This is a genomic window from Aureliella helgolandensis (genome assembly GCF_007752135.1).
In the GTDB taxonomy this organism is placed as follows: domain Bacteria; phylum Planctomycetota; class Planctomycetia; order Pirellulales; family Pirellulaceae; genus Aureliella; species Aureliella helgolandensis.
The window spans coordinates 7,539,640-7,552,516 of the sequence record NZ_CP036298.1; the positions used below are offsets into that span (position 1 = coordinate 7,539,640).

General features: G+C 56.8%; 7 protein-coding genes. 4 read left to right on the forward strand and 3 right to left on the reverse strand.

Going from position 1 to position 12,877, the window contains the following annotated elements:
• Window positions 1-537: 537 nt before the first annotated feature.
• The 4 genes from Q31a_RS26670 to Q31a_RS26685 all read left to right on the forward strand — a co-directional run bounded on the left by Q31a_RS26670 (window position 538) and on the right by Q31a_RS26685 (window position 5,927).
• Window positions 538-981, forward strand: a complete 444-nt coding sequence (locus Q31a_RS26670) for a GntR family transcriptional regulator (protein ID WP_145084948.1) — start codon at window positions 538-540, stop codon at window positions 979-981.
• A gap of 87 nt (window positions 982-1,068) precedes the next feature.
• On the forward strand, window positions 1,069-2,010 hold the full coding sequence (locus Q31a_RS26675) for an ABC transporter ATP-binding protein (RefSeq protein WP_145084951.1): 942 nt from the start codon (window positions 1,069-1,071) through the stop codon (window positions 2,008-2,010).
• A gap of 16 nt (window positions 2,011-2,026) precedes the next feature.
• Window positions 2,027-4,435, forward strand: coding sequence for an ABC transporter permease (locus tag Q31a_RS26680; RefSeq protein ID WP_145084954.1), 2,409 nt, complete (start codon window positions 2,027-2,029; stop codon window positions 4,433-4,435).
• A 118-nt stretch (window positions 4,436-4,553) separates the two neighbouring features.
• Entirely contained in the window at window positions 4,554-5,927 is a 1,374-nt protein-coding gene (locus Q31a_RS26685; RefSeq protein WP_145084957.1) for a hypothetical protein, read from the forward strand.
• A gap of 334 nt (window positions 5,928-6,261) precedes the next feature.
• Here the strand turns inward: Q31a_RS26685 and Q31a_RS26690 are convergent, their stop codons facing one another.
• The 3 genes from Q31a_RS26690 to Q31a_RS26700 form a co-directional block, all read right to left on the reverse strand.
• On the reverse strand, window positions 6,262-7,731 hold the full coding sequence (locus tag Q31a_RS26690; protein WP_145084960.1) for a DUF1501 domain-containing protein: 1,470 nt from the start codon (window positions 7,729-7,731) through the stop codon (window positions 6,262-6,264).
• Window positions 7,728-10,829 (reverse strand): PSD1 and planctomycete cytochrome C domain-containing protein, encoded by a 3,102-nt coding sequence (locus Q31a_RS26695; protein ID WP_197355786.1) that lies wholly within the window; start codon window positions 10,827-10,829, stop codon window positions 7,728-7,730. The genes Q31a_RS26690 and Q31a_RS26695 overlap by 4 nt, the downstream gene beginning before the upstream one ends.
• A gap of 383 nt (window positions 10,830-11,212) precedes the next feature.
• Window positions 11,213-12,850, reverse strand: a complete 1,638-nt coding sequence (locus Q31a_RS26700; RefSeq protein ID WP_145087664.1) for a glycine--tRNA ligase — start codon at window positions 12,848-12,850, stop codon at window positions 11,213-11,215.
• Window positions 12,851-12,877 lie beyond the last annotated feature (27 nt).

Genomic DNA, 12,877 nt, shown 5'->3' on the forward strand with positions numbered 1-12,877 from the left:
CCAATTATCCCCCACAAAGCACTGAGCAGCAAGAAAAACCAGCAGAATACGCCTCGACTACCCAGCAACTGCAACTCGCAACCCGCACTCTCCGCAGAGTTTCATCCCCACAGCCCCCTCCCGTAGCCTGGCCCCCCGGGCCGTGCCCTCAATACTCCCCGCACGCCCCGTACCCAATGAACCGCAACTCGCAGCCGCCCCCGAGTAGAAGTACCGAGTAGAAGTACCGAGTAGAAGTACCGAGTAGAAGTACCGAGTAGAAGTACCGAGCACGAGCACGAGCACGAGCACGAGCACGAGTAGGAGTAGGAGTAGGAGTAGGAGATAGGAGTCCCCCCTGATTCTCTAGTTTTTGCCACATGGAATTGTGCCGTCACGACAAGATCGCCTCTCCCAGCCTGAGCGTGCCTCCTGGTAGGCGACTGGCGGACCAAAGAAGAATTCCAGAAACCAATTCACGACACTTGACCTCACTAGCCGACCAGCGTACTATCTACCTATCACACTAACCCGTTCGATCCATTTCGAGGGCGAACTATGTTTTTCTCGATCGACCCCAACAATGGCGTAGCAATCTACGAACAGATTGTCCGCCAAGTGAAGTTTGCGATTGCCGACAAGACCGTCCGGCCTGGGCAATTACTCCCCAGCGTCCGTCTGCTGAGTCAGCAACTGGCAATCAACCCCAACACGATCAACCGTGCTCTTCAACAATTGCAGACCGAGGGCATTCTGGAAGCACTGCGTGGTCGAGGGCTGGCCGTGTGCGAAGGTGCAACGGCCAATTGCGTCGCGGCACGACGAACTCTTGTCAGCCAGCGATTTAAGGAGGTTGTTTCCGAGGCATTGCATGCGGGGCTGGCTGCGGACGACATCCGCGGAATTGTTTCCCAGCAACTCGATAGCCTGTCGGGGCAGATTGAAACCGTTTCTTCCACCGTAGCGTCGACTGCTCAAACTCCCCAGACGCCGTCCGCATAGCTACTGCAATCCGTCTCTGGCGCGGTAGCCCAGCCAGAGTCATCGCTCTTACACTTCACTACCAATACTCATCCAAAGGTCACTAGCATGTCTTCAGTGATTTCGGCCAAAGGACTGGAAGTCAAATTCTCCGGTTGCGACGCCTTACGGGGGATCGACCTCGACGTCCCCGCCGGTACCGTGTTTGCACTGCTCGGAGAAAATGGAGCTGGCAAAACCACCCTGATCCGTGTTCTGACAGGTTTCCAAAAGCCAACAGCTGGCAGTTGCTCCGTCCTCGGCATGGCGCCGGAACGCGACTCCTTGGAGATTCGGCGCCGCGTGGGCTATGTCTCCGATGCACCGGCGCTCTACGAATGGATGCGGGTCGGCGAAATCGGCTGGTTTGCCGCATCGTTCTATGCCGGCGACTACCTTGAACGCTATCGAGAATCAATCGACCGTTTCGAACTTCCCGAAGATCGCAAGATCAAACACCTAAGCAAGGGGCAGCGAGCCAAAGTCGCGTTGGGCCTAGCCATTGCCCACAACCCCGATCTTCTGATCCTGGACGAACCCACCTCAGGACTCGACCCACTCGTCCGTCGAGAGTTCCTCGAAAGCATGCTGGATCGCGTGGCTACAGGACGCACTGTACTGTTATCCAGTCACCACATCTCCGAAGTGGAACGGGTGGCAGACGAGGTTGCCATTCTGCACCAAGGCCTATTCCGCATCAACGACTCCCTCAGCGAGCTGCGTGAATCGGTCAGCGAAGTCACCATCAGCCTGGAGGATCCACTCACCATCCTGCCGCGTTTGGAAGCACCTGCGGAAGTGCTCCAAGAACAATCCGAAGGGCGGCAGCGCAGATTGGTCGTTCGCAATTTCCAACCCGCCATGCAGCAACAGTTCGAGGCGCGTCCGGGTGTCACCAGCGTGCATGTCCGCAATGCTACGTTGGACGAACTGTTCGTCGCTTGCATTCGCGGGGAAAGCACGCCTGCCCCGTCAGACGATCCGCACTCCGAACAGACCAAGGTCGCCTAACGCACAGGATAAAACCATGAACCACAGAATTGCTATCGGTCGTTTGTGGTGGAAAGAGTTGCGTCAACTCTTACCACTCGTCACCATGCTGATCGGCGTGGCGCTCTTCCTGCACGGAATCTTTCTGCTACCCCACAATGACGCGCAGCAAAGTGGGCAGCTGGGAATTCTCCTGGGATTGCCGGGCTTGTTCGCTGTCGGCGCGGGGGCGCTGTTGATCGGGCAAGAGAAGGAATTGCGCACCCTCAATTGGCTCTCCTCGCTGCCGGTTCCTCATCGCGATATCATCCGCACCAAGCTTGGCGTCAGCTTGCTTGCACTCGCAGCCATGTGGTGCATCAGCTTCCTACTCTATGTGCTGGTAAACTCGGGTGATTTAAATGGATTGCGTCAAGGACTCTTGCAACAATCAGTGTCGGGCGCTCTCGCATTGGACACTCCGTATATCTTCTGGCCACTGCACACGCTGTTCCTTCTACTGGCGGGCGTTGCATTGGCTTGGCGATTCCAGTCTCCCTTCATCGCACTGCTGGCCCTGCTTCCAATGGCGATCCTACCGTTGGTCGTTGCTCGCGTACTGACCATGATCTTCACTCAGGACGTCACCCCATCGAATGACCTGCTGCAGACACGCTTGCTTGCCATCAGCCAGATCGTCGGTTGTGGTGCCTTGCTGTGGTGGGGACGCAAGAACGCGCTGCGTGCGTTGGGACCTCAAGTTTCCAAGGTGCGTGCCGTTCGCGGTCAAACGGGTGCACTTCGCAGTGCAATCCTGGGTACCCCTCAAGCTCCATTTCCGGCCTTGCTGTGGCAAGCCTTTCATCAAAACAAGACGGTGTTACTAGGTTGCCTGGGAATGCTCCTCGCGGCCGCCATGCTGGGCAGCCTGGTGGCGACCGAGGTCCTGTCGCCGGGTTGGGTTGTTCTTGGTGTTCTGCTTGGATTCCTGGCAGTCAGTTGGCTAGGAGTTTCGGCGTTGCAAAGCGACCGACTCCATCAACGCATTCGCTTTCTAGCGGACCGTGGCGTTTCCCCCACAGCTGCGTGGCTTAGTCGCCAGTTGATCCCTGCCTCCGTCGCCCTATCCTGCAGCATCGTCGGTGCACTGGCGTTCAGCCTAGTCTTCCAGCCAGCGTCACAGAGTTCCATGATCTGGCTGGCGACTGGCGCCTTATTCCTGATCACTCTACTGGTTTACATTACCTCCCAGTGGGTCGGTCAGATCTTTTCGAGCCCTATTGTTTCGGCAATTGCTGGCCCGGCAATCAGCGTGGGAACTGCCGCATACGCAAGTTTTGCTATCGGGAATTTGGGTGCTCCTCTGTGGCTGGTTTTCCTCAGCAGTCTATTTCCGCTACTGGCAACTGCGCTTCTTATGCAACGCTGGATGGACGGACAGTTCGACCGAGTCTACTGGGGTGGTCATGCCCTGACCTTGATCGCCTACTTGCTGCTCCCCTCCATTCCTCTGTTGGTAACACTAGCGACCTACCCAACCATGAGCAGCCAAGCTCAACAGGAGCTCGATGCTGCCGCGAATGAGTGGGCCAATTTTCGCACGGCGGCACCCACCCAAGAACTGGTCCTGATCACCGATGGAGAAAAGCGAGAAAGAGAACTCGGCGCGGAGGATCACGCGGACAACACGCCTCCAGCCTCGTTTGCCGAGCAGGCTCGGCGAACCGCGAATGACCTGCGGAACCAGTTATCCAGTTCGACCAGCCCCGTACGCTCTACCTTCCGTGTTCAAGACTTCCTCAGCAGCCAGTGGCAGCTCACTCGAGCTCGACTAGCTGATGATTCCTCAAACACTTCTCAAGCAGACCTACAGGCTCATTATTTGCAGGTCCTGGATTTGGCGGTTCAGATTGTGGGACGATTGAGAGTGAGCCCACGCATCCTTGAGCAAGACATGGCAGACCAACTTGAGATCGCCATGCTCGACGAATTGAACGGTGCGCAATCCCTGGACTGGATTGCCGGAAGCCCGGTCTACGACGACGCGGTACGCCTTCTGGCCGATGGTGCAACCCGCAATACAGCCCGCCGGCGCGCCGTCGCTCTCAGCTGGAAACGGTTTATGACTCCGCTCGAGGAGAATCAAATCCGCAACGAGATTGGCGGACACTCCATCTCCCACCCCGTTTCCTCGAACTTCGTCACTTTAACCAAGCATCGACGCAATACAGGGCGCTGGGTCGCGGTCCTGTGGCAATACGCAAGCAACACCACTGGAAATACGCAAGAGCTTCGCAAGCAACTTGCGAACCTCCAACAATTCCCTCCCGAAATCTATGGCGTGGGACCGCAAGGCAAGTACCACCGCGCAGATGGTCTAGAGTTTTACCTGCAAGAACACCGAGTCGTACCAGGAAGCCAGTGGCATGCCAACTGGGAGCGTCAAGCCGCAGAGTTGTCTCAGTAGGCTCCTGCTTTCGGAAAGACATGCCATCTCCAGGCCGAAGAGCCCGACTCTCCCAAGGGAGAGCGCGGTCGCCCACTACAAAGCTTCCCCAACCGTATCACCATTGAAGGAATTGAACATGAGTTCCATGCGATTGCGTCTGCAAGACATTCGACTTTGGCTGGCAATTCCACTCGTCATGATCCTCGTCGCCGCCTGCTGGTTTGCATGGCGTGAATGGAATGCGGCACAGCAATTTGACCGCGCGCTAGCGCAACTTCGCAGCGAACACCGTGTGGTCGATAATGCTTCGGCAGAAGCAGACTTGCGTGCACGAACTCATACCGAGGGAACAGCCGCCTGGAATCGAATCTCGTACCGCTGCAGCAACTCCTGGACCGGCAGCCTGACCGATCGCTTGCCGCACCTCGGTAACGCCCCACAACTATACCCACTCAATGCGGAGTCGGACTGGGATGAAGCCAGTCAAGCCGGGGAATATCTCACTTGGATGGCCCCTCTGATCGACGAAATTGACGCCGCCTCCTCCTATCCCACCCCCGTCTGGCAGCCGATCCTATTCGACGGCTTCAGCACCCTGCTGGAACCGCTTCAGAACAGCCGACAAATCGCCCGGCTACTAGCCTTGGAAACCGAGTACGCGATCTACACTTCCGATACCAAACGAGCCCTGCGTGGCTTGCGGTTGATGAAATTGACGGCGGACGCCTACGATTGGAATAACTTTCTAGTTGGCAAGTTGATCAACATTGCCTTGCATGGCATGCAGGAGCAGATGATCCGGCGCTCTCTGCAAGCAGACATTTGGTCCCTTGAAGAACTGGTTGAATTGCGCAGCCTGATTGCCCCCGCCGAGGACATTCAGCAGATCTGGCCCCAGTTGGTTGATTCTGAACGAGCGATGTCGGTAGAGTATCTAGCCGACAGGCAGCGGACCAATGGGCGTTGGGCAGGCATGTCCTGGCTTTCTCAAATCCCCAGCATAAGGCAAGAATACTGGAGGATGACCGAGAGGTGGAGCACGCTTGGAAGCGAAGGTTTGGCAGGATTAGTCCAACGTTCCCATCAGATGGAAGACGATTTTGCAGCCGAGGCTCGATCCGACGTTCTCTCCAATCCTATCTATGCCCTGCTGGGCCCCGCTTACTCTTCAATTGCGACCGCTTTCCAACGGCAAGAAGACACGCGTCGCCTGACGTTAACCGCACTGGGCATAAAACAGTTTCAAATGACCGAAAAACGATGGCCGGAAAACCTAAGCGAACTCGAAGCGGTTGGGCTCTCTCCTACAGAAACCTCAACCTTGACCGAGGGGCCCTTCGGTTTTGAAGTTGCGGACGACAAGGCCTATGTGTGGAGCTACGACCCCAATCCTCGGATGCAGCCCCCCATGGGCGTCTCCAAAGTATCCGCCACTCGCCCCACGCTTGCCCAACAAGAAGATATTGCCACCGCACAAGAAGCACTCTGGTTCTTAGCCGAGATCTGGTAGCCCAGAGTTGTGCGATCCGATCCGAGCTTACTCAACCGACATGTTGATTTGGGAGCGTTTTCAGTTTTACTGCGCAGGGAGTATCCCGTAGCGGTAACCACCTATCCTTGCTTACCGGGCTGTTGAAATAGTAACCCGCCGCGTCAGCAAGGACAGGTGGTCGCCACTACAGGACGATTAGAGATGCCGCCTTCACGTTAAAACTCCAGGCGCTATTAAATCAACAGCCCGTCACGCAGCGGGTTACGATTTCAACAGCCCGTCACGCGGTGGGTTGCGATTCGAACAAGTCGCGGGCCACACGGTTTCAATCCCATTCGCAACTCGATGCTGGTTACGCTAGGATTTCTTCGACGACCCTAGAGGGCTTGGTCAAATTCGAGAGTCGCTGGCTGGCTCCTTGGGACGCATAGGTCAATCGCAAGTGATCGACTCCCATCAGCTTTAAGATCGTTGCATGCAGATCGTGCGGGGTCACCTTATCTTGGACCACGTCGTAGCCAATCTCGTCAGTTCTCCCCAGTGTAAAACCGGGCTTCACCCCTCCGCCCGCTAGCCACATGGTGAAAGCACTGGGATGATGATCGCGCCCCACAAACTGCATCTCCTTGCCGTTGCGATTCTCGCGCATCGGGGTTCGGCCGAACTCACCTCCCCAGATGACCAGCGTCTCGTCGAGCAGACCACGCTGCTCAAGATCTTTTAAAAGCGCGGCGATGGGTTGGTCGACTTCGCGGCAGCGGTCTTTGAATCCCATGTTGATCGCTTCACTAGCAGCCGCCCCGTGAGCGTCCCAGCCCCAGTGGAAGAGTTGGATGAAGCGGACATCGCGTTCGGCCAAACGACGTGCTAGTAGGCAATTGTTCGCAAAAGATTCTTTCCCGGGCTCTGTACCGTAGTCTTCATGCACCTGCTTGCTTTCCTGGGACAGATCGAATGCATCGGTCGCCGAGGTCTGCATGCGGAACGCCATCTCATATTGGGCGATGCGGGTTAGCGTTTCCGCATCCCCATACTCTTCGTAGGCACGACGATTGAGCTTCTCAATTGCATCGAGCGCGTGCCGACGTTCAGCGCGACTCGAACCATCGCTGTTCGATAGGAACAATACGGGATCGCCCTGAGACCGACACTGCACTCCCTGGTAGACACTGGGAAGATAGCCCGATCCCCAGACGCTCTTGCCTGCCGAAGGCATCCGTCCCCCGGAAACTAGGACGATAAAGCCTGGGAGGTCTTCGTTTTCGCTTCCTAAACCGTAGGTAATCCAAGACCCCATCGACCCCGCGCCAAGGTTCTGATTGCCCGTCAGCAAGAGCAATTGCGCGGGGGCATGGTTAAACTGCGACGTCGTCATCGATTTGATGAAGCAGACTTGGTCCGCTACCGACTTGAAATGGGGCAGCCGATCGGAAACCCAGTTCCCAGCCTCACCGACCTGTTCAAACTTGAACTGCGGTCCCAGCATCTTGGGGACGCCCTGAATAAACGCAAAACGCTTCCCCTCCAAAAAGGACTGGGGCGTATCTTGGCCGTCCAACTTTTGCAATTCAGGTTTGTAGTCGAACAGATCCAGCTGGCTAGGAGAGCCTGCCATGTGCAAATAGATGACTCGTTTGGCACGTGCGGGAAAGTGAAGACCTTCCCGCCGAGTCGCCTCAGCCCCTGCAGGAACGTTGTCCGCGGCTTGCGCCGCCTGACTCCCCATCCAGGCAGACGCCAAGCCCACTCCACAGCCGTTGAGGAAATGGCGACGGGTACTCGATTGCAGACGTCGAAATTCTAGCTCTTGCAGTAGATTCATTTGGTCATCGCCCAGTCAGAATTCAAAATGGCTAACGCCACGATACCCAGCGGATTCAGCGCCGCCTCGCGTGCCTCCAGCTCTTGCCTACGATCGGGACTCGGCGGTCGCTCCACGACCGGCTCGTTCGCGCGCTCCGCTTCCAAATATTCCCACAGGCCTAACAAATCATGCAAATCATTAAGTCGTGCCGAACGATTGGTCACCCGATAGAACATGTTGCGAATCGCCCGTTCCACGCGTGCTGTGGTCCGAGAAATATCGGCTTGCGAGTCTTCATCCTCGGAAGCCACCGATTGCCGGACAGCCCCAGCGGCGCCATGCAGATCCTGAGCAGCCAGAGACTCTTCCCAACAACGATCCGCTAGATCCTTGGCCAACTCCGTGTAAACCTGACTATTTAGTGTCACCAGCGCCTGCAGCGGGGTGTTGGTGGCAATCCGTCGCGGGCTGCACACATCGCGACTTGGCGTATCAAACATAATGAAGCCGGGATAGGGGCTGGTCCGCTTCCAGTACGTGTAGAGTCCGCGGCGATAGCGATCTTCGTCGGTCGCCGCCTTCCACTCTGCCCCCGAATAGACCTGCTGCCACACGCCGTCGGGTTGTGGCGGCATAACGCTTGGCCCATTCAGTTTTTCGGTCAACCGTCCGGCAGCCACCAAAGCCTGATCACGGACCATCTCAGCCGTCAGACGCGTGCGAGGTCCGCGTGCCAGCAGACGATTGCGAGGATCAGCCTGCCGCAGCTCAGCATCCACTCGATGATCCTGCCGGTAGGTGGCGGATAGGACTAAGGATTTCAGGAGAGCCTTTAAATGCCACTGTTGTTCATGCTGCTGCGTGTGAGCGAGGTAGTCTAGCAACTCAGGGTGTGAGGGCGATTGCCCACTCACTCCAAAATCTTCGAGCGTTTCTACGATCCCGACTCCGAACAACTCGGCCCAAATGCGGTTCACCCAGACTCGAGCCGCTAATGGATTGTCCTCGGAGACGAACCATCGCGCTAGCTCCAGACGATCGGTAACCGGAATCGCCAGTTCTTCACTCTCGGGTTGGAAGACGCTAGGAATGCCTGGCTGGACCAGCTCGCCGCGTTCGAGCCAATTCCCGCGAATGAACTCGCGAGTGGGTCTAGTCGCGGCCAATGCGCGAGGTACCAAAATTGGTAGCGAGCCCTTGCCCAGTGCATTGTACTGTTTCTCCAAGTCGGCCAACTGCGCGTGCAGCGTCTCGAACCGCTCGCTCGCAAACCAGTTGTTCAAACTTGCTTCATGGGTCGACTCGATGCGAAATCGCCGCAAGTGGTTGGAAAGTCCCCCAGTGACCGAAGCCGACTGCTTGAGCGAGAACACCAGAGTTTCCCCAGAGGCCAGCTGCAGGGGTTCCTCCAACGTGACCACCATCCATCTCGGGCCAAACAACTTGGGATAGCCCCCAAACCCGGCGGTATTGTCTTTCAGCACATCTTCACAGGCAAACGTTCCAGCTCGGAAGTCCGGCACGACGCGGCCCAGAGAAATCTCGCGTTGCTGCTCTCCACGGCTCACTTCGAGCTTCAGGAAAGAGAGGACGGAGCCCTGCTCAGGCCAAGCCGTCGGATCGTCGGAGTCTGGCAAGATCTGCAGGCGAAGGGCGGTAATCGGCTGCGAAATCTCACCTTCAGCATCGGTCGAGAGCGTGTACGTACTGCCCACCGAGACGGTCCCGCCGACCACGCGCACCTCATCGCCAACCCAGCCCAATTCCCCCGAGCTCGACTCCAGTTGACTCAGGGGAAGCAGACTCCACGGGAGCTTCTCTGCTGCAGCCCGTGCAAGATCATCCAGTTGCAACCGCAGTTGTTCGATCTGCCGCTCCAAACGAACCCATTTCTGCCGGTCTTCGGTTCGCTCCAGATAGGGCAGGGTTGGAAAGTCGGAATCGAGGTCAATGTCTTCGGTGTTGTTGAAGAGCGATAGCCCTTGGTAGAACTCCACATTTTGATACGGTTCGTAGGGATGATCATGACACTGCACGCAACCAAAGGTGGTCGCTTGCCAGACGGTCCATGTGGTGTTCAGCCGATCGATGACCGCCGCCATGCGGTATTCTTCGTCGTCGGTACCGCCTTCGGTATTCGTCTGGGTATTGCGATGGAAGGCCGTGGCGACGAGGTCTTCGTACGTGGCCTCAGGCAACAAGTCGCCAGCAAGTTGTTTGATAGTGAATTGGTCGTAGGGTAGGTCCGCGTTAAAAGCGGCAATCAACCAATCACGGTAGGGCCACATGTCCCGATGCGGATCTTTTTCAAACCCCTTGGAGTCGGCGTAGCGAGCGAGGTCCATCCAAAGTGCAGCCCAACGCTCTCCGAAGTGAGGTGATGCTAGCAGACGTTCCACTTCTGCCTCGTAAATGGCATCCGCAGAGCTCCCCTGACCTTCAGCCACAAGGTGAGATTCCAAACGCTGGCGGAATGCTCGCAATTCTTCGGGCGTGGGAGGCAAGCCGACTAAGTCCAAGGATGCTCGACGCAGCCATTGATCGGAGTCTGCGGGGTCGGTTGGTTGCAGTCCCGCTCGTTCGAGACGGCCCCAGATAAAGTGGTCTAGAGGTTGCTTGGCCCAGGCGGAGGAACCCGCCGATTGTGGCACGGCAGGTAGTGTCAGAGCTCTCCGCGACCAATGATCCTGCCAATGGGCCCCCTGCGCGATCCACCGACGAATTAAATCAATCTCATCCGCGGTCAACGGTTCGGGATGCTGGTGAGGTGGAGGCATCCGCAGATCGGGGTCGAACGAGGTAAGGCGCTCAATTAAGATCGATTCCTCAGGCTTCCCCGGCTCGACGATCCAGCCCTCTGAGGGCGAAAACGCATCGGCGTAGACAAAGGACAAATCGCCAGCTTGCTTGACTCCCCCGTGACAACTCGTGCACGCACGCGACAAAATCGGTTGAATATCACGTGAAAACTCTGGCTGCTCTGGCATGGCAGCCCGACGCATTGAGGAGTTCGCGGATTTCACGCCTTCATCGGCCCTCCCCCGTGGGAGAGGTAGCAGCAGGCATAGGCCGACAAGACACCGCAGTTGCCAGCGAATTGCTTTTAGGGGTGACATAAGAAGGCCACTTGATGGGTAGGGTGGAGGGCGGGTTAGACGCGATCCATTATACCACACCTGCCAGTTCGGTCCCCCAATTCCGCTGGCTGCTCCAGACAGCCTGAGCGGGCTCGGCAGCGGATTTTGAAGGGTTACGAGCGTTTTGTCTAGATATAGCGTCTGCGGGTTGCCGGCGTCTGTGCCGCTTGCGTGTTGAGCCACTTGCCACTTGAAGGAAACCATCAAGCCGTGCGCACGACGACCTGGCCACATTCGAAAAACCAGTATCCACAAACGTCCACGCTGGCCACGAAGACATGCCTCGGGCCAGCCGGTGCACAACGGCCGAACCTAGTCACCCCTGCTTGAGCTGGGATGTCGGGAGCCGAATGGAAGCCCCTCTAAGCGTTGATGCGACTTTCGATCTCGGCGACCACGTCATCCATCTTTACACGCACCTGCTCCAGCGAATCGCGATCTCGAATCGTGACGGTCTTGTCACTCAGCGATTCACCATCGACCGTAATGCAATAGGGTGTTCCTGCTTCATCCTGGCGACGGTACCTGCGTCCCACCGCCCCCTTCTCATCGTAGAAGACGTTGAACTTCTGCTTAAGCGCCAAGTAAATTTCCTTGGCTGCTTCTGGCATGCCGTCCTTCTTCACCAGCGGGAATACCGCCGCCTTGATCGGTGCGATGCGAGGGTGCAGCGAGAGTAGGGTTCGCGTCTGCATGTTGCCTTTATCGTCGGGAGCCGAATCTTCTCGGTAGGCTTCGCAGAGAAACGCCAAGGTCGCGCGATCGGCACCCGCCGAAGGCTCAATCACATGCGGTGTATACCGTTCGTTGGTAACTTCGTCACGGTACGTCAAATCCTTGCCGCTGCCACGGTACTTGGGCTTGCCGTGTTCGTTGAGTTGCACTGCCAATGGATTGGACTTCTCATCCAACTTGCCCTCCATATGGCTTCGCAAATCGAAATCACCACGATGGGCGATTCCTTCGAGCTCACCATACTCACCAGCGGGCAGGAAGGGAAATGCGTACTCGATATCGGCCGTACCGGTCGAATAGTGACTCAATTCATCCTGATGGTGTTCCCGGAGGATCAAGCGTTCCCCGGACAGGCCGAGCTTCTTGTACCACTGCATGCGACGATCGCGCCAGAAGGCGTACCATTTCTGAGAAGAATCGGGATGGCAAAAGAACTCGATCTCCATCTGTTCGAATTCACGCGAGCGGAAGGTAAAGTTGCGCGGAGTAATTTCGTTGCGGAAGCTCTTGCCAACCTGAGCCACACCGAAGGGAATTTTGACGCGTGTGCTATCGACGACATTCCGAAAATTGACAAAGATCCCTTGAGCTGTTTCGGGACGCAAGAATGCGCGATCGTCCTCTCCACCAAGGGCACCGATGGTGGTGGGGAACATTAGATTAAAGTCGCGTGGATCGGTCAGCGTACCGGTGGTTGTGGCATCGGGTCCCACCACCGCTTCGAACGAATCGAACGAAGAGAGCACGGCCGTCTTCGATTCCATCTCAATCTTACTGGCATCTTTGGCGCGCAAGCCAAAGTACTTCAGTGCGCGAGTTTCGATCTGTGGCAAGGGGTTTTCACTGTCCATGACCGTTACAAAAACGCGCTCGACCTCCGCCTTGACCGCGTCGGCACCGTGTTGTTTCTTGGCCCCGGTGACCCAAGCACCCACCACGTGATCCCAGCGATAGCGTTTTTTGGACTCGCGACAGTCGACCATTTTATCCACGAACAAATCGAAGTGCCCCGAGCACTTCCAGACCTGAGGGTGCATGATGATCGTGCAATCGAGTCCAGTCATCTCGTACTCGGTGGGAGCTCCAGGCAAGACCGACATATCGTCATGGGCGGTAACCATATCGCGCCACCATGCATCTTTAACATTCCGCTTGAGTTCAACCCCCAGCGGGCCGTAGTCCCAGAATCCGTTCAAGCCACCATAGATTTCGCTCGATTGGAACAAGAATCCACGACGCTTGCAGAGTGAGACGAGCTTTTCCATTTCCATGTTGATGAACTTTCCGTTTGG